This is a genomic window from Serratia sp. GW822-FHT06E05 (assembly GCF_058799445.1).
Map to the genome: position 1 here is coordinate 401,001 of NZ_JBXALM010000002.1, position 21,052 is coordinate 422,052.

The following is a 21,052-nucleotide window of genomic DNA, read 5'->3' on the forward strand; positions in this document are numbered from 1 at the left end:
GCGCAACATCATCGAAACGGCTACGCCTGATTCAGCCCGTTTGGGCTTTATCTCTGACGAGAGCGTTTATTCAACGTCCAAAACTGTCCGCCTTATTTTTGATTGCCGCTGCCTTTTAGCCTTGGCAACAGGGGGATATGCCAGACACCGGGGATGGATTTTTGGGGAGAAACCGCGTGTTTTTTTGGATATGGCTTAATCTCTAAATCGGGGACTTTTCATTTTGGTAAGGATAATACTATGCAAAATAAAGCGTCATCATCGCCGCTCATCATCATCACGGCACTGTTCGCCGCGTTGAGTGGGCTCTATCTGCTGGGAGGCGGCATCTGGCTGGCCAAGCTCGGCGGCTCGCTGTACTACATCATCGCCGGCCTGGTGCTGCTGATCACCGCCTGGTTACTGGTCCGCCGTCGTGCAACCGCTCTATTGCTGTACGCCATCTTTTTACTCGGCACCACAATTTGGGCGCTGTGGGAAGTGGGGCCCGACTTCTGGGCACTGACACCGCGTCTGGACGTCACCTTCTTCTTCGGCCTGTGGCTGGTACTGCCTTTTATCTATCGCAAGCTGCACGCCAGGGGCAAGCTGGCCTACAGCGCGTTGAGCCTGGCGCTGGTCGTCACCGTGGTGGCGCTGGCCTATGCGGTGTTTAATGATCCACAAGAGATCAACGGCACCCTCGAACCTGCGCAGGTAAAAGTCGAACCTCAGGCGTCAGACGCCGACTGGCCGGCCTATGGCCGCACCCAGGAAGGCACGCGTTACTCTCCACTGAGCCAAATCAATGATAAGAACGTCGGCAAACTCAAGGAAGCCTGGACTTTCCAGACCGGCGACCTGAAAACCGCCAACGATCCGGGGGAAATCACCAACGAAGTGACCCCGATTAAAATCCGCGACACGCTCTATCTGTGCACCCCGCACCAGAAGCTGTTCGCACTGGACGCCGCCACCGGCAAGCAAAAGTGGCAGTTCGATCCTCAGTTGAAATTTAACCCGACCTTCCAGCACATCACCTGCCGTGGCGTCTCGTATCATGAAACGCCTGCCGCCACAGGTGCAGCCGCAGATGCCTCCCCGGCGCTGTGTGCACGACGCATTATCCTGCCGGTAAATGACGGTCGTTTGTTCGCACTGGATGCCGATAGCGGCAAGCCTTGCGCCGACTTCGCCAATAACGGCGAGCTCAACCTGCAAAGCAATATGCCGTATGCGACGCCGGGCCATTATGAGCCAACGTCGCCGCCGGTGATCACCGACAAGGTGATTGTGATAGCCGGTGCAGTGACCGACAACTACTCCAACCGCGAGCCTTCGGGCGTGATCCGCGGTTTTGACGTCAACAGCGGCAAGCTGCTGTGGGCCTTCGATCCGGGCGCGAAAGATCCGAACGCCATTCCGGCGGACGAGCACCACTTCACCCCGAACTCCCCTAACTCCTGGGCCCCTTCAGCCTACGATGCCAAGCTGGATATCGTTTACCTGCCGATGGGCGTCACCACGCCGGACATCTGGGGCGGCGATCGCACGCCGGAAATGGAGCGTTATGCCAGTGGCCTGCTGGCGCTGAACGCCACCACCGGCAAACTGGTCTGGTTCTATCAGACGGTGCACCATGACCTGTGGGATATGGACGTACCGGCACAGCCGACGCTGGCGGACATTACCGATAAAAACGGTAACAAGGTGCCGGTGATTTATGTGCCGACCAAAACCGGTAACATTTTCGTTCTGAATCGCACCAATGGCGAGTTGGTGGTTCCGGCGCCGGAAAAACCGGTTCCTCAGGGGCCAGCCAAGGGCGACCGTCTGTCACCGACCCAGCCTTTCTCTGAGCTGACTTTCCGTCCAGAGAAAAAGCTGACCGGCGCGGACATGTGGGGTGCCACCATTTATGACCAACTGGTTTGCCGGGTGATGTTCCACAGCCTGCGTTACGAAGGCACCTTCACGCCGCCTTCCGAGCAGGGCACGCTGGTGTTCCCGGGTAACCTGGGCATGTTCGAATGGGGTGGTCTGTCTGTAGATACCGACCGTCAGGTGGCTATCGCCAACCCTATCGCCTTGCCGTTTGTTTCCAAACTGATCCCACGCGGTCCGGGCAACCCGATCGAGCCTGACGAAAATGACAAAGGCGGATCTGGCACCGAGTCCGGCGTTCAACCGCAGTATGGCGTGCCGTTCGGCGTAACGCTGAATCCGTTCCTGTCGCCGTTTGGCCTGCCGTGCAAACAGCCGGCCTGGGGCTATATTTCCGCCGTGGACCTGAAAACCAACGACATCGTGTGGAAAAAACGTATCGGTACCGTACGCGACAGTTCTCCGCTGCCGTTACCGTTCAAAATGGGCATGCCGATGTTGGGCGGGCCGGTGTCCACCGCCGGTAACGTCTTCTTCATTGGCGCAACCGCGGACAACTATCTGCGCGCCTTCAGCGTGACCAACGGTGAAAAACTGTGGGAAGCGCGGCTGCCGGCCGGTGGCCAGGCAACGCCAATGACCTATGAGGTCAACGGCAAGCAGTACGTGGTGATTTCCGCCGGCGGTCATGGTTCGTTCGGCACCAAGCTGGGTGACTATATTGTCGCTTACGCCTTGCCAGACGAGAAATAATCGCAGAGGATAGTCTTGTCACAGAGCACGCCGGATGGCGTGCTCTGTCACTTTAAAACCACAGTAAAAGCTTTCCCACCGCCCATCCTCATCCTGCAATAAAATTTCACGCCAAGTATTGATAATGATTATCATTCGCAATATTATGTCTACGTTGGCCCCGGCAGTGGCCGGCAATCATCTTCATATCGCAAGCAGTAACCGGCGGCCGCCTTCGGGCGGCCCTATTTGGAGGCACATGGTCGAGCACAAACACCGGAAACAAAGCAGCATCGCCCCCCTGCGGGCCCCCCCTGTCTACCTCAGCGCGGAGACGCCAGAATGAGCCAGCAGCCGTTAACCGCCATGCTGATGTTGATTTACGTGCTGCTGATGGTTCCGGCACTGTTCGTCATCGATAGCCGTCTGAGCGCCACCCGCTGGGGCCACAGTCGCCTGATGCGCAAGACGCTGCAGACCGGGTTTATCATTGTCCTGACGCTGCTGTTTTTTAGCCTTATGACGCTGCTGTATTGAGTTGAGCCGGCACTAATTCGCCGCAACCGGCAGTGTGCCCTCCTGCTTGACTACCGCGACCTTACCGCTAAGGGCAAAGGCTGAAATCAACGTGAACAGCAACGCAATGCAGCCGAGGATCAGGTAAGAGGTTTTGAAACCGTAATTGACGTACATCAGGCCTGCCGCATAGGACATACCGATTGCCGAGAGCTGCTTGAAGAAGCAAAAGCCCCACAGGTATATCGACGCCGAAAGGTTAACGTTAAACTGGGTGGTGATGTATTTGAAAATGCCCACCAACAGGAACGGCACCTCAAACATATGCAGGGTTTTGAGAATAATGACCGCGGTGACCGAATCCGCCTGCGATGAACCAATAATCCGCACCGACATAATCACCCCAGCGATCAACAGCGCGTTCTTGCCGCCAATGCGATTAATGATCAACGGCGCAAAGAACATGATGAAAGCGTTAAGAAACTCGCCCAGCGTCGTTACATAACCAAACGCCTGCGTTCCCGCATGTCGGTCGCTGAAAAACGACGTAAAGAAGTTGGCAAACTGCTGATCAAAGACGTCATACACGCAGGCCACGCCCACGATATACATCACCAGACACCAGAATTTGCGCATTTTCAGCAGGTTCAACGCCGCCTTTAACTTGATGGGTTTGTGGTTTAACGCCAAACCGTCCGCCACCGCCAGCGTGCTGTTCTGATCGGGTTTGAACAAATACAGCAAACCGGCCAGGATCAGCGCAAAGCTGGAAGCCAACCAAAACGCGAACTGGTTGTTGATGGTAAACATATAGCCGACGATCGAGGCGCAGATGGCCCAGCCGATACAGCCGAACAACCGGGCGCGGCCATACTCGAACTGACTGCGTCGGCTCACTTTTTCGATATAAGCTTCAATGGCCGGTGAACCGCCGCTGCACACCAGCCCCAGGTAAACCCCGCACAGCAAGGCCCCCCAAACAAAGTGGCTTTGCAGCAGCGGCGAAAACACATAAATAAACAGCGGCGCCAGAAACAGCAGCAGGAAGATGATCATCCACAGCAGGTGTTTCTTCAGGCCAAATTTGTCGGTGACGAAACCGAAAATCGGCTGAAACACCAGGGCAAACAGCGCCATGCAGGCAAACACCAACCCGGTTTGCTGCTGGTCAAGCTGGTTGACGTCATGCAGCCAGATAGGAAAGAACGGCAGCACCGCCCCCATGATGAAAAAGTAGAAAAAACAGAAGGCCCCAAAGATCCAAAAATTCTTGTTTCTCAAATAAAACATGGCTCACCACCCTATTTTTGATGGCGCAGGAAGCCCCGCGCCTTGTGCGTTTTGAGGAGGAGATACGGTTAAATTCGACGATCAGTGATAGGCAGGGAGCCAGTTGCCGTGAGCCTCAATCAGCTCGTCGCACAGCTTACGTATATCATCAATGGAAAGTTCGGCGGAGGTATGTGGGTCCAACAGCGCCGCATGGTAAATCGCGTCGCGTTTGCCCGTCACCGCCGCTTCAATGGTCAATAGCTGGGTATTGATATTGGTGCGGTTCAGCGCCGCCAGTTGCTCAGGTAAATGGCCAACGTAACAAGGGCTGATACCCTGCCCATCCACCAGACAAGGCACTTCTACGCAGGCCTCTGCCGGCAAGTTGGTGATGAGACCGGTGTTGAGCACGTTGCCGCCAATCTTGTACGGCCGGTCGGTCTCCATCGCTTCGATAATGTATGAGGCATATTCGTGGGTACGGGAATGCGTCAGGTTAGCGTCGTGGGTCAACGCCAGCTTGCGTTGCTGCCACTGGTCGATTTGCTCGATACAACGGCGCGGATACTCGTCGAGAGGGATATTGAAGCGCTCAATCAGTTCCGGATAATGACGTTTAATCCAATACGGCATGTATTCGGCATTATGCTCGGAAGATTCAGTGACGTAATAACCAAAGGTTTTCATGATTTCATGGCGTACCATGTCGTCATGCTTGCCCTGCAGCGCGTTGGCGCGACGCTTGATTTCCGGGTACAGATCCTCGCCGTGACGGCGAACGTCCAGCAGCCAGGCCATGTGGTTGATGCCGGCAATGTGAAACTGTACGTCGTCGGTAGGCATATCGACGCTTTTCAGCAAGGTCTCCGCGCATACCTGAACGCTGTGACATAACCCCACCGTTTTCACCCCGGTATGGCGCAGCATGGCTCCGGTTAAGGCCGCCATTGGGTTGGTGTAGTTCAGCAACCAGGCATCCGGACAGACCGCCTCAATGTCCCGGGCAAAGTCAAACAGCACCGGAATGGTACGCAGCGCGCGGAAGATGCCGCCGATGCCCAGGGTATCGGCAATGGTCTGCTGCAGGCCGTACTTTCTGGCGATGGTGAAATCGGTAATGGTGCAAGGATCGTAGCCGCCGACCTGAATGGCATTCACCACGTAATTAGCGTTTTTCAGTGCCGCGCGGCGGTTTTCTACCCCGAGATAAGGGGTGATCTTCGCCCTGCCCGCATTAATATTGCGGTTGATATTGCTCAGCATGGCGAAAGATTCATTGAGACGAGCGCTGTCAATGTCGTACAGCGCAATATCCACCTCTTTCAGGGCCGGCGTTGCCATGATATCGCCGAGAACGTTCTTGGCGAAAATGGTGCTGCCTGCCCCCATAAAAGTCACTTTAATCATCGTATTTCTCCGCTGCTGTGGTTTTCGATAAGCTGAAACTACGCGGCAACGCATTCGCAATATAGGGATAAATGTGACCTTGTTATGGCGAAAAATGACGCAGCATGAAAACTGTGAGCCAGGTCTGGATCTGAAGATCGCCCCACCGCCGTGCCACGACTACACTGCTACAGTAAGCGAAAACACAGGGGTCATGACTGATGCATAAGAGTTTTACTCTGAGTCGTACCGACAATATCGAGCTGAACCTGTACCAGTATGGCGAGGAGAACTGTGACAAGGGGCACAGCTTTGGACCGGCGGTACGCCAACACTATTTATTTCATTATGTGATAAGCGGTACCGGGGTACTGAGCAGCGAATATGGCTCTTTTCCGGTGGTGGCCGGAGAAGGTTTTTTGATCCACCCGCACGACGTGACCACCTATCGCGCCGACTCCAAAGATCCCTGGCATTATATGTGGCTGGAAGTCGACGGGCTGGTGGCCGGCAAGATTTTTGAAGAGTGCCGCCTGAGCCGCCAGTTGCCGATTTATCGTCCCCGCCAGAACGAAGACGCCCCTCTGGCGCTGCGCTATCTGCGGCAACTCATTAGCCATGGTGATGAACATCGGTTAAAAACGCTGGGCCTGAGCTATCTGTTTTTTTCTTCGCTGATTGATAACGCTTTGCAAAGCATCGCCGAGCCGCCAAGCGACAAGGCGCAGCATCTGCGCAAGGCGGTAAAACTCATTGAAAACCGCTACCATGAACCCCTCACCATTGAGCGCCTGGCCGCCTACTGCAACATCAACCGCAGTTACCTGTGTCGGCTGTTTAAAGGCACTTACGGCATTGGGCCAAAGGAATATCTGCTGAACTTCCGCATGAACATCGCCGCCAGCCTGCTGTGCAATAGCCAGACGTCAATCAAGGTGGTGGGAATTTCGGTGGGGTATGAAAACCAACTGCACTTCTCCAAGGCCTTTAAACAGGTCCACGGCCTCTCGCCGGCCAAATGGCGTCTGGAAAATAGTCAGGCATCATCGGTGCCGGGCGAAGTAACAGCGAACGCCTGATGCTTACTCGCCGCTTTTCTCTGCGCGGATATTTTCCGCCAGCGAGTTCGATTTTATGCGCGGGTATTTCCACAGCCACCGTCCGCTGACCATACGCCAGTAGAACAAGACACCGCGTACCGCCCAATCCATAAACATCCCCAGCCAGACCCCAACCACGCCCATGCCCAGCATGATGCCCAGCGTATAACCGGCAACCACGCGGCAACCCCACATGCCCAGCATCGACACCCACATCGCAAAACGGGCGTCGCGCGCGCCCTTCAAACCGGCAGGCAACACCCATGACGCCGCCCAGATAGGCATAAAGGCGGCATTGAGCCAGAGCAACACCTTTACCACCTCCTTCACGTCGTCTTGTTGGGTATAAAACGAGGCGAATACCCCCGCCAGGGGCGCCGTGCCCCAGGCAATCACCGTCAGCCCAATCGTTGCCAGCCAGAAAATGTGGCGCAATTGGCGCTCCGCCTGAGCTATTTGCCCTTTGCCCAGCCGTTTTCCCACAATAATGGTCGATGCCGACCCCAGAGCGTTGCCCGGAAGGTTAATCAACGACGCGACAGAAAAAGCGATGAAATTGCCGGCGATAACGTTGGTGCCCATGCCGGCAACAAACATTTGGGTCAATAACTTGCCGCCGTTGAACAACACCGATTCGATGCTGGCAGGAATACCTATCCCCAGCACTTCCCACAGGATGGTCAGCTTCAACGGGGTAAAGTAACTTTTCAGCGTGATGTGCAGCGCCGGATTAAAGCCGATCATCAGGACATAAACGATCGCGAGGGCGCCAATATAGCGGGAAATGGTTAACCCCAGCCCGGCCCCGACAAACCCCAGCCCGTGCCAGCCCAGCATGCCGTAAATCAGTATGCTGCTGATGATGATATTCAGAATATTCATGCCGCCGTTGATCAACAGCGGGATTTTGGTGTTGCCTGCACCGCGCAACGCCCCGCTGCCAATCAAGGCAATGGCGGCGGCCGGGTAGCTCCACACCGTGGTTTGCAGATAAGACAGCGCCAACGCCTTTACCTCCGGCGTGGCGGCACCGGCGATCACATCAATAATCTGTTCGCCCGCCAAATGAATGCCGATCGCCAAGGCAAAGGCCACCAGGGTCATTAGCACCAGCGACTGGCGTGCAGCCGCTCGCGCTCTTTTTCTGTCCCGCTTGCCGAGGCTAAAGGCCACCACCACCGTGGTGCCCAGATCCACCGCGGCGAAGAACGAGATGATTACCATGTTGAAGCTGTCCGCCAGCCCCACCCCGGCCATCGCCTCTTTGCCGATCCAGCTCACCAAAAAGGTGCTCAGCACCCCCATCAGCAGAACGCAGGCGTTCTCCATAAAGATCGGCACCGCCAGCGGCGTGATCTCACGCCAAAACAGCACGCGATAGCTTTTGCGTTTAGGATACCAGGGCGTATTTTCCACGCGCTGGCGCAGGGCGGCGTATAAGTTCAAGATCGGCTCATGAGATAAAAGTGAAACAACATTTCAAATAATGAGCGACAGAACGTTATCCTGCAAAGAATATTTTGCTTCCTTGATGAAGGCAGCTGAAAGCTGGCGTTTCTTCCGGAAAATCGGGGTGCCCCGCGGGTATTAATCAGCCCAACAAGACCACCAGCCAAAGCATTATCGTCATCACCACCGCAACCAACTGCGCAGCGCCGCCCAAATCCTTGGCCCGCTTGGATAAGGGATGTATCTCCAGAGAAATGCGATCGACAACGCTCTCAATGGCAGTATTAAGCAACTCAACAACCAGTAAAATGAAGCTGCTGGCAATCAATAACATCCTTTCTACTTTTGTAATATCTAAAGTAAATGTAACAACCAGTAATATTACGTTAATCACCAGTAATTGGCGGAAAGCATCTTCGGTAAAAACGGCATCAACAAGGCCCGCCAGTGAGTTTTTTATGCTACTTATTAAGCGATTTATTCCTTTTTTCTTTTCAAAGGACATGCATCTTACTCTTATAAAAACCGGGTGATTTTTAATACCAATCAATAACGCACAGTAACTTATAACGAAATTGGTTAATGAAATTAAATAATCACCCGTGTGACATTGTTTTTCCGGCAACGTTGAATCGCCAACAACCAAAAGGCAATTTTGGCCATAGGTATTCTCTGAGCGCAGTGCGTTTTACATCCTGTGAAGGGCCGATAAAATCAGCGTCTTGCCGAGGGGTTAGAGTTGTTTTTCATATAAGCGATAACGCTTGTAAGGCACCGCGCCAATTCGCTCCAGAATGGTGCGCATGCCGGTATTCGACTCTAATATCCAGGACATCTCCAGCGCATCAATACCGCGTTTCTCGAAGGGGTCATGTAACGCTTCGATCAGCAATAGTGCAATAATCGGCCCTATTCGGCTGAATTGATATTCCTGGCGAACGCCCATCAGCGGCACCCTCGCGGTACGCACCCCGCTCACTTTCAAACGCCACAACAGCTTCGCCCAGCCAAAGGGAAATAAACTGCCGTTGAGATCGGCAATTGCCTCGTTGATATTGGGCAAACCGACGATGAAAGCGCAGGGTACTGAATCGACCTCGGCAATATAAATCATGTCATCAGGCACCAGGAACTTCAGCTGATCGCCCATGGTGGCAAACTCATGCTCGGTGAAAGGCACAAATCCCCAGTTATCCTGCCAACCGGAATTGAAAATTTCGCGCAGCACCTGCATTTCCTCGCTAAACCTTTTGCGATTGAGGCGGCGAAGGGTCACTTTTTTACGCACCTGACTCATCATTTTGGCCAGAGAAGGCGAAAAATGCAGGTCCGTGCGCTTCATCCAATAAGCCAACAAATCTATGCCCTGCGTATACCCCTGGCGCTCCAGATTGGCTGCGTAGTAGGGTTTGGCATGCGTCATCAGCGCCGACGGCGGCGTATCAAACCCTTCGACCAACAGGCCACTTTCCTGATTGATATTAAGACTGAAGGGACCGGTGATTTTTAATGCGCCCTTAGACCTCAGCCAAGCTTCTGCCGCGGCAAATAACGCGCTAAAAACCGCCGGATCCTCGATGGCATCGATCATGCCAAAGTGACCGGTATCCTCGCCGTAGCGTTCGCGGTGCAAAGCGTCAATTTGAGCGGTTATCCGCCCGACCACCTTGCCCTCTTTTTTGGCTACCCATGCCTGCCATTCTATATGGTCAGTCCCAGGATTCTTCTTAGAGAGATGTTCTTCGCGCTCTAAATACAAAGGGTCAATCCAATTAGGATCGTCACGAAACAGGGAGGAAGGAAAAGCGATAAATGCCTTAAGATCACGCTTATCGAGGACTTGCTCAATATGAATCATAAATAACCTTACAATTTAGTGACATGCTCAAAAAAAGAACGTTATAACGCCAGTGATATTTTCTGAAATGAGATCCGCTCTCGGTTATGACTTATCCCTTTAAGAGATAAGAAAAATCAATTAATACCTATTATCCTGCAGGATGTTACCCGAGCAGAGTTTCCACTGACACGTGCTGTTCTTTATCAAAAGTGATGCCAGACAGGGGCGTGAGTGATCTGAGCAAATTATGCTTTTTATTATTTCGTGCTATTTCCAGCAAAGAAAAACCAATCGTTTTTTAGTTTACTAATTCTGGTCTGGAGACGCATTGGCATATTTTAACATTAAATGCTTTTTCTATCCCTGGGGTTAAATGAGGCTTTCACTTTTGTCCGTCTTCCGGATACTGTTTAGGATATGTTTAAGTACGGAGATAGCCATGCGCAAGATCAGATCATATGAATCGCCGATTATTGCCTCCCGGAAATGTGTCGATAACAGGCACCCGGTCAAGGCTGTCGGGCAAAGGATGGAGATATCAGGAGCTGGCTGTGACAGCACCTATATCCGCCGTTCTTCTGTCATGGTCCTCACGTGAAAAAGACCAGGTAATATCCACGGCTAATCCCTCGCCTTTAGTTCTAAGTAGACATGCTGGTTATTAATTCCAGGGTGATCTGTTTGTGGAATGAAAGAAAATGATTGAATAACAAATATATTCAATACATTTTCATTGTAAAAACATTAACTCTCTCGCCAATAGTCGTTTATCTCTTTTGGTGATTTTTACTCTATGGCTAATTTGTATATGTCTGAAACAAGCTCCACTCATTCTCTTCCAATGCGTTATGCAGATTTCCCCACTCTGGTGGAGGCATTAGATTATGCAGCGCAGGGCAGTACAGGAATGAACTTTTACGATCGTCGTAATCAGCTCGTGGCCGTACTGGAATATCGCACGCTAAAACAGCGCGCGATAGTGGGTGCGCGGCGCCTGTTATCCCTGAACCTCAATAAAGGCGATCGGGTTGCACTTATCGCGGAAACCAGCGCCGGTTTCGTCGAGGCTTTTTTTGCCTGCCAATATGCCGGTTTGGTTGCTGTCCCGCTGGCCATTCCTATGGGGGTCGGGCAACGGGACTCTTATACCATCAAGCTTCAGGGCCTGATCAACAGCTGTAAACCTGCCGCCATTATCAGCAGCGAAGAATGGGTACCGCTGATCAGCTCTGCGACCCTGGATGCACCGCCAACCCATATTCTCAGCGACGCAGATTTTAACGCTCTGCCTGAGCGGGATGTGGAGCTGCAGGCACCGTCGCCCAACGATATTGCCTATCTCCAATACACGTCGGGCAGCACTCGCTTTCCACGCGGGGTGATCATTACCCAGCGTGCGGTGATGTCTAACCTGCGCGTGATTAGCCATGATGGGATCAAACTGCGCGCGGGCGATCGCTGCGTTTCCTGGCTGCCCTTCTATCACGATATGGGCCTGGTCGGTTTCCTGCTTACCCCAGTGGCGACTCAGCTGTCCGTCGACTATTTGCGTACGCAAGATTTTGCCATGCGTCCAATGCAATGGTTAAAACTGATCGCCAAAAATCGCGGCACCGTGTCGGTCGCTCCGCCGTTTGGCTACGATTTATGCCTGCGCTACAGCAACAACAAAGAGATCACCGAGTTGGATCTCTCCAGTTGGCGCGTGGCTGGCGTAGGGGCTGAACCTATTCCGTCAGATTTACTCTCTCAGTTCGCTGAGCACTTCGGCCATCTTAACTTTGACCGCAAGGCGCTGATGCCCTGCTATGGTTTGGCCGAGAACACCCTGGCGGTCAGTTTCTATGACGAAGCTTCCGGTGCGCCCATCAACCAGGTCGACCGCGACATTTTGGAATACGAAGGTAAGGCGGTAGCCCCCGGCAAAAAAACGCGGGTCACATCGACCTTTGTCAATTGCGGTAAGCCACTGCCCGGTCACCGTATCGAAATTCGCAGCGAAACCGGGCTCCCGCTGCCAGAGCGGCAGGTCGGCCGTATTTGTATCTCCGGCCCCAGCCTGATGAATGGCTATTTCCGCGACGATGCGTCTCAACAGCAAATCCAGACAAGCGGCTGGATGGATACCGGTGACCTGGGCTATCTGCTGGACGGCTACCTGTACGTCACCGGCCGCAAGAAAGATTTGATCATCATTCGTGGTCGTAACATTTGGCCGCAGGATATTGAATATGTTGCGGAGTCCGAGCCGGAAATCCGCTCTGGCGACGCCATTGCCTTCGTGACCGAAGAGCACGGTGACGGCGCCAGAATTATTCTGCAAATCCAGTGCCGGGTCAGCTCTGAAGATCGTCGGGAGCAAATCGTCCACACGCTGAGCGCCCGAATTCAAAGCGAGTTCGGCATTGCGGTGGATATTGAGCTGTTGCCACCCCACAGCATTCCCCGCACCTCCTCGGGGAAACCTGCCCGTGCGGAGGCCAAGAAGCGTTGGCTGACCACCTCCATCTGCCCGTCGATGCAGCAACTGGCAGGCTTTGCGCAATGACAGGCACCGTGGCAGTCACTGGCGTAACCGGCTTTATTGGCCGGCATATCGTTCAGAATCTGCTTTCCCGTGGTTTTACCGTGCGCGCCCTCACCCGGCGTGCAGGTCAAATCGCCCCCCCTAACCTGACCTGGATCCAGGGGGAGCTGGAGGATCAGGACTCGCTCATCGAGCTGGTTCGCGGAGCTGAATTCGTGGTGCATTGTGCGGGCCAGGTGCGGGGAGGCACGGAAGAAACCTTCACCCGGTGTAATGTCAGCGGCAGCCAACACCTGATGCAGGCGGCCAGACAAAGCGGCAGCTGCAAGCGTTTCCTGTTTATCTCTTCTCTTGCCGCTCGCCATCCTGAGCTGTCCTGGTATGCCAATTCAAAACACGTTGCTGAACAACGGCTAACCGCTATGGCTGCGGATATTTCACTGGGCATTTTTCGCCCCACCGCGGTTTACGGGCCCGGCGATAAAGAGCTTAAGCCGATATTCAGCTGGCTTCTGCGCGGCGTGCTTCCACGACTGGGCGCAGCGGAAGCAAAGCTGACGTTCCTTCACGTGAGCGATTTAGCCGAAGCCGTAAGCCAGTGGCTATTGGCCCCTGGCCCGCAGACGCAAACGTATGAACTGTGCGACGGGGTTGCCGGCGGTTATAGCTGGCAGCGATTACGGGAAATAGGGACCACCGTCCGCAATGGCCCGGTGAGGCTGGTGGGGATCCCGCTGCCCCTGCTGAAAATTTTGGCCGATGGCAGCATGTTGCTGAGCCGGTTGACCAACAAAGAACCGATGCTGACCCACAACAAAATACGGGAATTAACCTATCCGGACTGGTCTGCAAACAATCGAAGCCTGTCCGAAGATACTCATTGGGTCCCCAAGGTCAGTTTGAAGCGCGCACTGCGTGAAGGTTTATTTTAATTATCTAAATTAGAGGTTTGCCAAAAATTTTTATGCGAAATCGCGACGCTGTTATGAATTATATTCTGACTTGCCTGCAAGGTCTGGTCGAAGGCGGATTAGAAATCAAACCTGATAGCGATCTCGTCAACGATCTTGGCCTGGAGTCCATCAGAGTCCTGGATCTGCTGATGATGTTAGAAGACGAATTCGATATTTCTATTCCTATCAATATATTGCTTGATGTCAGAACGCCAGAGCAGCTGCTTGACGCTCTACTCCCTCGCCTGGAGAAAACCAATGGGTCTTTATGATAAATTTTCGCGGCTTACCCAGGATCGTAAGCAATTCCAGGCCGATGGCCTGAACCCCTTTGGCACCTGTATCGATGAGGTTTACTCGGCAACCGAAGGCCGCATTGGCAATCAGAAAATTGTTCTGGCGGGCACCAATAACTACCTGGGCCTGACCTTCGATGCGCAGGCTATTGCCGAGGGTCAGGCGGCATTAGCCGCTCAGGGCACCGGCACAACCGGCTCACGCATGGCGAACGGCAGCTATGGCTCTCACTTGCAGTTGGAGCAAGAGCTGATGGCGTTCTTTGATCGCCCTACCGCCATCGTCTTTTCCACCGGCTATACCGCGAACCTGGCGGTCATCAGTACTCTGGCAACCCCCGGCTCGGTCGTGCTGATCGACGCGGACAGCCACGCCAGTATTTATGATGCCTGCGCCCTGGGCGGCGCTGAAATCATTCGCTTCCGCCATAACGATGCCAAAGATCTGGAACGTCGCATGGTGCGCCTTGGCGAACGTGCCCGAGACGCGATCATCATCGTCGAAGGCATTTACAGCATGCTGGGCGACGTTGCTCCGCTGGTTGAAATCGTCGACATCAAACGGCGGCTCGGCGGTTATTTGCTGGTAGACGAAGCGCATTCATTCGGCGTGATGGGGGCTCACGGGCGAGGTCTGGCTGAAGAGCTGGGCGTTGAGCAAGATGTTGATATTATTCTGGGCACGTTCAGTAAAAGCCTGGCCTCTATCGGCGGCTTTGCCGTGGGCGGCAAAGATATGGAAGTGCTGCGCTACAGCAGTCGTCCTTATATTTTTACCGCTTCGCCTTCGCCATCCAGTATCGCTTCGGTGCGCGCTTCTTTGAAAAAGATCGCGCAACATCCTGAACTGCGGGAAAAACTCTGGAGTAACGCGCATCGGCTCTATCAGGGACTGGCCAAGCTGGGCTACGAGCTGGGGCCGCGCATCAGCCCGGTGGTACCGGTGATGATTGGTTCGAAAGAAGAGGGTTTGCAATTCTGGCGCGACCTGATCGCCAAAGGTGTTTATGTCAATCTGGTGTTACCTCCGGCAGCACCGGCCGGCATAACGCTCCTGCGATGCAGCGTTAACGCCGCGCACAGTGATGAAGAGATTGATAAGATCATTGGGGCTTTTGCCGCGCTAAAAAAATAATGACGTCCCGCTGCTCATAAAACTCAAAGGCAGTGTTCCCATCGAAAACACTCTTCACCTTGCCTGCCAGTGCCGAAAAAGTTATCGGCACTGGAATCAAACTTTCTGACTGCGAGAACTGAAATAATCAGTGGGTCGCTACCGATTCGCCTTCGACTACAAAGCTATATCCCTGCGCTTGCATAAACTCTGCGACGGCTTTTTCAGCGGCGGATAACACTTCATCGAGCGGTTTATTGGCATCGACATCCGCAATTTCCGCACCTTCAAAAGTGAGCAGTGGCGTAACGGCAATCTTTTTGGCTAACGCTTCTTTGCGATGATCGGGTTTACGTGCGCAAGCGACGTCCAGATCCACATTCAACTTGATCACCAGGTCTGGCTTATTATCCGCCATCCATTGAAAAGCTTTGCGTTCGCGCCCCGCCAACCATCTGACAAAATGGCTGCCTTGAGTATTTTCGGGAAATACGGTGCCATCGTAGGCGCCGGGGATTTGTACCTGCGGGAAACGGTCGGTTAATACGATCAGACCTTGTCGACGAAAAGCCAACATCCGGCGAAAACGCAGCAGCCGACGCAAAACGAAAGTGATGATGACCAAACCCGGCAACAGCCCCACCGTGGATTTTTTGGATTTCACTTTTTTAGTATTGCGTTCGATGGCCTTGCCAACAGAATTTCCCATCAGCGGGAGTTGCGAAACCGCACGCCCGACATTTCCTGCCTGCTTACCCAGATGCACCTTCACTGCAGGACCGTATTTTTTCACATACTCAATGAGATATTCACAAACGGTAGACTTACCCGAGCCATCGCTGCCAATTACCGCAATAAGCGGCGGGAATTTTGAATTCATAATAAGATTCTCTTCTAAGACACCTGTAAAAATGTACCATTTCGAAAACAAAAAGTCGCTTAATGACGTTATCAAAGCCATGGGGAATAAATATTGCCACCCCCAGACTAAAGCACACAAAAGATTAAGAAAACAATGAAGAAACCTGTTCCATTACCCGGTGCGGCAACGCCTAATTAGCATTAAGAGCTATAAGAACAATCCCAGCTGTGGTTAGCACAAAAAAACAAGACGGACTCACCAAAACATAATCACAAATAACAAACAAATTTGAATAGCACTGAGATAATACTCAATAAATATCTTGAACCCAAGGCTGGTTATAATACAATAGTTTCTTTGAGTTGGACCAATTATTGTGAGTCAAAAGACAATGCCCATTGCTAATCATCCCCCCGTGCGCGTAATTGCAATAACGGGTTGTGATGGCTCGGGAAAATCGACCTTGGCTGCCAGTCTGGTCAATCATCTCTCATCGCAAGAACCGACAGAATTACTTTATCTCGGCCAGTCTTCGGGACGTATTGGGGAATGGATCAGCAACTTGCCGATTATTGGCGCGCCCTTTGGTCGTTATTTACTGGCGAAGTCCGATCGCGTTCATGAACATCCTTCAACACCGCCGGGTAATCTGACCACGCTGGTGATCTTTTTGTTGTCATATTGGCGCGTTTATAAGTTTCGCCGCATGCTGGCAAAAAGCCGCAGAGGGCAATTACTGGTCACCGATCGCTATCCGCAAGCGGAAGTGGCGGGTTTTCGTTTTGATGGGCCGCAGCTGGCAAAAACGGATGGCGGTAATCGCTGGGTACGCTGGTTGAGAAAACATGAGAAAAGGCTGTATCAGTGGATGGCATCATATCCACCTTTCTTATTGATTCGTCTGGATATTGATGAAGAAACCGCATTCTCGCGCAAACCCGATCATAAACTTTCTGCGCTGCGCGAAAAGATTGCCGTCATTCCGCATCTTACTTTTAACGGCGCGAACATACTGGATTTAGATGGGCGAGAGCCGGCGGGTAAAATTCTTGATGAATCGCTGCGTGCCATTCGAACCTCCCTGGCGACACCCAAGGTTTAGTCTGCCGATAACTTATTAATACTGAAAAAAATGCAAACAGATAAATCAAATACCGCCAGCGATGATTCATCGACCGTGATTACCGGCCTGATTGCGGTCGTGGGCAGTGACGGTACGGGGAAATCCACGCTTACCGCCGATTTGGTCAAAAACCTGCAAAAATACCGGGCAACGGAACGGCGTTATTTAGGGCTGATCTCCGGTGAAGATGGCGACAAAATTAAGCGCCTGCCGGTTATTGGTGTCTGGCTTGAACGCCGCCTGGCCGCCAAGTCCGACAAGACTCAGCGCATGAGCAATAAGCCGCCGGCACTCTGGGCAGCCCTGATTATGTATGGTTTTTCAGTGTGGCGTGCGGCTAATTTACGCAAAGTACAGCGTCTGGCAGAGAGCGGCGTGCTGGTGATTAGCGACCGTTTTCCGCAGGCTGAAATTTCCGGTTTTTATTATGACGGGCCGGGCATTGGCGTAGAGCGGGCAAAAGGCTGGTTAATGACTCGCTTAGCGGCGCGCGAAAAACGTTTATATCAATCAATGGCCTTATGCCGCCCCGAACTTATCATTCGCCTCGATATTGATGTCGATACCGCCTTTTCACGTAAGCCCGATCACAGCTACGAAGAACTGAAGGACAAAATCTCTGCCATGGTTCGGCTGCAATATAATGGTTCCAGAATTATAGAGTTGGATGCTAAAGCGCCTTACGATGAAGTACTGGAAAAAGCGCTGAATGCAATATCCTCCGTCGCAATGATCCCTTCGCGTCCCCAGGCTTCTCTCGGATAGCGAATTCATTCATCTACAGACATGTCGATAATATCGTTCACTATTAAGATTCAGGGGTAAACAACGCTAATGTTTATTACCAAAAAATCAGGAAAACGCACTTTTTGATCATGTTTTAAAATGAATACCAGTACCGGAAGGATGACTAAACAGCATTGAATGGTAAAATTTTCTCAGCCTGGAAAAGTATTATCGGAGAGATTTTCATGATTATATTTCAGGTGTGAAAGTTTTACCCGAGCCTGTCGCTCGCAATGTAAAATAGGGATTGAGCCGCTATCAATCCTGGTGAGAGTGTCGCCAAGCAAAACGGGCGATTCTTTACTTTTCACTCCATGAACGGATACATATCTTTGAGTTTCGTCGTACCGGATATGTATGCAAGGCCAGCTTATGTCCGCTGAGCTATTGATAACCTGAAGTGGTCAGTATGGCTGGTTTTACCATGAAGCATTGGTTTTCCGATGGGGCTTTTCGTTCCATCTTACGTAACGCCGCTTATTTAGGTTCCGGCAGTGTAGCCAGCGCCCTGCTCGGGCTGCTTGCGCTTTCTTGCGCCGGCAAAGGCATGTCGCCTGAAATGTTCGGTGTTCTGGTTGTTATTCAAGCCTATACCAAAGCAGTCAGCGACTTTATCAAGTTTCAGACGTGGCAATTCGTTGTCCAATTTGGGACTCCGGCGCTGGAACGTCAAAACATTCAACGCTTTCGTGACGTCATTTCATTTTCGTTCGGTCTGGATATTGCCAGCGGCACCATTGCGGTACTGGGCGGCATGTTGCTGCTCCCTTTCCTTTCGCACGCCTTAGGGTTGGATACCGAAAGTTTCTGGCTCGCGATCCTTTACTGCACCTTAATCCCGTCGATGACGTCGTCCACCCCTACGGGAATTTTACGCGCGTTTGATCGCTTCGACCTGATTGCCGTTCAGCAGGCCATCAAGCCCTTCCTGCAGGCCGTCGGCAGCGTGCTGTCCTATTATTTTGATTGGGGATTTCCAGGGTTCATCGTCACATGGTATGCCTCCAACTTGATCGGCGGCACGCTATTTTGGTGGTTCGCCGCGCGTGAACTGCACCGCAGAGATATTCATAACGCATTGAAACCACGCCTATTCAAAACCGCACGTCGTATCGAAGGCGCCTGGAATTTCGTCTGGACCACCAATTTTGCCCATACTATTTGGGCTACCCGTAACTCGTGCAGTACGGTGTTAGTCGGCGTCGTTTTGGGGCCGGCCGCCGCCGGGCTGTTCAAAATCGCGATGACCTTCTTTGATGCCACGGGGACCCCGGCCAAGCTGCTGGAAAAAAGCTTCTACCCTGAGATCATGCGTCTGGATCCCCGAACCAGCAAACCCTGGATGCTGGGCCTCAGATCAGCGTTGTTGGCTGGAGGCATAGGTCTCGCCGTGGCGCTGCTGGTCATCGTTGTAGGTAAGCCATTAATTTCCTTTGTGTTCGGCCAGCAATATTTGCAAGCCTATGATTTAATCCAAATCATGCTGGGCGCCATTATCGTTTCCATGCTGGGCTTCCCGCAGGAATCCTTATTGTTCATGGCGGGCAAACAGCGGGCCTTCTTGATTGTGCAGACTTTTTCTGCGATCGCCTATATAGCGCTGCTGGTGGGCATGTCTCATCTGTTTGGTGTGCAGGGTGCGGCCTTCGCTTATCTGGCAGGCCAATGTTTGGACGTTTTATTGACGCTCATACCGACGATAGGCGCTTACCGTAATCGCTATTTACTGGGATTCAATGTATCCAGAGAGAGTAATCAATGATGAATAGCAGCAACGGGAAAAAATTCTCTGCTGAAACTACGCAGTTACTGTTTATTGCCGTAGAGACGGATGACATTGTTGATGCAAATATCAGTTTGCCACAACATATTGATTTGCAATGTTCCTATGAGAGCATTCAGGATAATTACGCCCTGTGCCTGCAATTTTGGGAGGACGGTTTCACCCGACGAGAACTCCTGGGCTTAGTAAATGATTTTCTTAAGGATTCAGACTTACCCGCCGCGACGCGCATGCGCTACAAATATATTCGCGCGCGCTATAAACATTTACGCTTTGCCCAGCGTCTTTACAGCAAAAAGCACAGTGCCGGCCGCCTTTTTCACACCACCACCGTGGTGCTCGGCCATTTTCAGGACGCGTTTCGCAATGGCAACCAACAGAACCTAAAATTCTACGGCAATCTTCTTCGGCTGCTGCTCAGCAGGCCGGTCTGGTCGCTGGTGAATTATGCTTTGCGACATATTCAGTTAGAAACCGAGAGTGATTTTATTGCCTACCGGCAGGAACAAATGCGCGCGCTCCAGGAGCTCATTGTCAATCCAGAGCTCACGGGAAAGCAGTTCCACGACGTGCGGAAAATCGTCAGCCAGCAAGTCTCTTTTTACGACACGCTGAGATCGATAGATCCAGGCAACCGCGAGGCTCTGCAGATCTCCAGATTCCTGGCCGCGATTAACGGGCTAATGGGAGATCGCCACGATGTGATGGTGGCGGACAAGCTGGCGGGGGGGAAATCCTATGACGAACCCACAATGCTGGATGTCGATATCCGCCAACGCCTGGAGTTACTTCTCGAGCGCTATCCTATGTAACTGTTACTGGGGGAGATTACCGCTCCCCCGGCCACAGCCATTGATAAATTAGGGTTATTTTCATGATGCTACGCAGGTTACTGCCCTTGCCACTGCTGCTGTTGCCGCTGATGGCATCCGCACATAATTTTGTTCAGGGTAAGCCTGTCGTGCCGGTTGTCATCGCCGATCGGGGTGAGTTGCTGCTTGAAAATGACACTTTCAGCTACAAGAAATGGGACAGTGCAGAACTGGCAGGCAAAGTGCGGGTGATCCAGTGCATCGCCGGCCGTACCTCGGCCAAAAAGAAGAACTCGATGCTGATTACCGCCGTCAAAGAGGCCAACTTTCCAAACGACCGTTTTCAGCCCACCACCATCGTCAATACTGACGATGCGATCCCCGGTACCGGTTTTTTCGTCCGCGGCAAAATTGAGAAAAACAAAAGGCATTATCCCTGGGCGCAATTTATCGTCGATAGCGATGGGCTGGTACGTCAAGCCTGGCAACTGCCAGAAGAGAACTCAACCATTTTGGTGCTGGATAAACAAGGCCGCGTCCAATGGGCAAAAGACGGTGCTCTGACCCCTGATGAGGTTAACCAGGTCATCGCCCTGCTGCAAAAGCTGATTAACCATGATCAATCATGATGAAACACA

Annotated in this window: 18 protein-coding genes; 12 read left to right on the forward strand and 6 right to left on the reverse strand. The window is 52.5% G+C overall.

Features of this window, described 5'->3' with window-relative positions:
• The first annotated feature begins 240 nt into the window (after window positions 1-240).
• The gene (locus AC1RKC_RS09520; RefSeq protein ID WP_020827622.1) at window positions 241-2,616 is read left to right on the forward strand and encodes a glucose/quinate/shikimate family membrane-bound PQQ-dependent dehydrogenase; all 2,376 of its coding nucleotides are present in this window, start codon (window positions 241-243) and stop codon (window positions 2,614-2,616) included.
• Window positions 2,617-2,937: 321 nt separating this feature from the next.
• A complete protein-coding gene (locus tag AC1RKC_RS09525; RefSeq protein ID WP_116690216.1) occupies window positions 2,938-3,132 on the forward strand; it encodes a hypothetical protein in 195 nt (64 codons plus the stop codon).
• 12 nt (window positions 3,133-3,144) lie between these two features.
• Here the strand turns inward: AC1RKC_RS09525 and AC1RKC_RS09530 are convergent, their stop codons facing one another.
• Complete coding sequence (locus tag AC1RKC_RS09530; RefSeq protein ID WP_020827624.1) at window positions 3,145-4,401, reverse strand: MFS transporter; 1,257 nt, start codon at window positions 4,399-4,401, stop codon at window positions 3,145-3,147.
• Window positions 4,402-4,482: 81 nt separating this feature from the next.
• Entirely contained in the window at window positions 4,483-5,790 is a 1,308-nt protein-coding gene (locus AC1RKC_RS09535) for an alpha-glucosidase/alpha-galactosidase (RefSeq protein ID WP_234530331.1), read from the reverse strand.
• A 200-nt stretch (window positions 5,791-5,990) separates the two neighbouring features.
• Here AC1RKC_RS09535 and AC1RKC_RS09540 point away from each other — a divergent pair, with 200 nt between their 5' ends.
• On the forward strand, window positions 5,991-6,848 hold the full coding sequence (locus AC1RKC_RS09540) for an AraC family transcriptional regulator (RefSeq protein ID WP_020827626.1): 858 nt from the start codon (window positions 5,991-5,993) through the stop codon (window positions 6,846-6,848).
• Between the two features lie 3 nt (window positions 6,849-6,851).
• Here AC1RKC_RS09540 and AC1RKC_RS09545 read toward each other — a convergent pair whose 3' ends face one another.
• The 3 genes from AC1RKC_RS09545 to AC1RKC_RS09555 all read right to left on the reverse strand — a co-directional run bounded on the left by AC1RKC_RS09545 (window position 6,852) and on the right by AC1RKC_RS09555 (window position 10,176).
• Window positions 6,852-8,315 (reverse strand): EmmdR/YeeO family multidrug/toxin efflux MATE transporter, encoded by a 1,464-nt coding sequence (locus AC1RKC_RS09545; protein ID WP_046373189.1) that lies wholly within the window; start codon window positions 8,313-8,315, stop codon window positions 6,852-6,854.
• Between the two features lie 145 nt (window positions 8,316-8,460).
• Window positions 8,461-8,823 carry a diacylglycerol kinase gene (locus AC1RKC_RS09550; RefSeq protein WP_020827628.1) on the reverse strand — a complete coding sequence of 121 codons (363 nt, stop codon included), beginning with the start codon at window positions 8,821-8,823 and terminating at the stop codon, window positions 8,461-8,463.
• Window positions 8,824-9,051: 228 nt separating this feature from the next.
• Entirely contained in the window at window positions 9,052-10,176 is a 1,125-nt protein-coding gene (locus AC1RKC_RS09555) for a hypothetical protein (RefSeq protein ID WP_044552281.1), read from the reverse strand.
• 790 nt (window positions 10,177-10,966) lie between these two features.
• Between AC1RKC_RS09555 and AC1RKC_RS09560 the strand changes: the two genes are divergently transcribed.
• The 4 genes from AC1RKC_RS09560 to spt are packed head-to-tail and all read left to right on the forward strand — an operon-like array spanning window position 10,967 to window position 15,069.
• On the forward strand, window positions 10,967-12,706 hold the full coding sequence (locus tag AC1RKC_RS09560; protein ID WP_237142388.1) for a fatty acyl-AMP ligase: 1,740 nt from the start codon (window positions 10,967-10,969) through the stop codon (window positions 12,704-12,706).
• Window positions 12,703-13,617, forward strand: coding sequence for an NAD-dependent epimerase/dehydratase family protein (locus AC1RKC_RS09565; protein ID WP_260628100.1), 915 nt, complete (start codon window positions 12,703-12,705; stop codon window positions 13,615-13,617). Before AC1RKC_RS09560 ends, AC1RKC_RS09565 begins: the two co-directional genes overlap by 4 nt.
• 32 nt (window positions 13,618-13,649) lie before the next feature.
• Window positions 13,650-13,910 carry an acyl carrier protein gene (locus AC1RKC_RS09570; protein WP_020827632.1) on the forward strand — a complete coding sequence of 87 codons (261 nt, stop codon included), beginning with the start codon at window positions 13,650-13,652 and terminating at the stop codon, window positions 13,908-13,910.
• The gene (gene spt, locus AC1RKC_RS09575; RefSeq protein ID WP_046373186.1) at window positions 13,897-15,069 is read left to right on the forward strand and encodes a serine palmitoyltransferase; all 1,173 of its coding nucleotides are present in this window, start codon (window positions 13,897-13,899) and stop codon (window positions 15,067-15,069) included. Before AC1RKC_RS09570 ends, spt begins: the two co-directional genes overlap by 14 nt.
• A 127-nt stretch (window positions 15,070-15,196) precedes the next feature.
• Here the strand turns inward: spt and AC1RKC_RS09580 are convergent, their stop codons facing one another.
• On the reverse strand, window positions 15,197-15,928 hold the full coding sequence (locus tag AC1RKC_RS09580) for a nucleoside/nucleotide kinase family protein (RefSeq protein ID WP_129983846.1): 732 nt from the start codon (window positions 15,926-15,928) through the stop codon (window positions 15,197-15,199).
• 373 nt (window positions 15,929-16,301) lie between these two features.
• Here AC1RKC_RS09580 and AC1RKC_RS09585 point away from each other — a divergent pair, with 373 nt between their 5' ends.
• The 5 genes from AC1RKC_RS09585 to AC1RKC_RS09605 all read left to right on the forward strand — a co-directional run bounded on the left by AC1RKC_RS09585 (window position 16,302) and on the right by AC1RKC_RS09605 (window position 21,043).
• A complete protein-coding gene (locus AC1RKC_RS09585; RefSeq protein WP_218167484.1) occupies window positions 16,302-17,012 on the forward strand; it encodes a nucleoside/nucleotide kinase family protein in 711 nt (236 codons plus the stop codon).
• Between the two features lie 30 nt (window positions 17,013-17,042).
• Window positions 17,043-17,798 (forward strand): nucleoside/nucleotide kinase family protein, encoded by a 756-nt coding sequence (locus AC1RKC_RS09590; protein WP_046373183.1) that lies wholly within the window; start codon window positions 17,043-17,045, stop codon window positions 17,796-17,798.
• A gap of 445 nt (window positions 17,799-18,243) precedes the next feature.
• Window positions 18,244-19,581, forward strand: coding sequence for a lipopolysaccharide biosynthesis protein (locus tag AC1RKC_RS09595; protein WP_046375017.1), 1,338 nt, complete (start codon window positions 18,244-18,246; stop codon window positions 19,579-19,581).
• Entirely contained in the window at window positions 19,578-20,414 is an 837-nt protein-coding gene (locus tag AC1RKC_RS09600; protein WP_082144857.1) for a hypothetical protein, read from the forward strand. Before AC1RKC_RS09595 ends, AC1RKC_RS09600 begins: the two co-directional genes overlap by 4 nt.
• Window positions 20,415-20,476: 62 nt before the next feature.
• Window positions 20,477-21,043 (forward strand): YtfJ family protein, encoded by a 567-nt coding sequence (locus AC1RKC_RS09605; protein ID WP_260628089.1) that lies wholly within the window; start codon window positions 20,477-20,479, stop codon window positions 21,041-21,043.
• Window positions 21,044-21,052 lie beyond the last annotated feature (9 nt).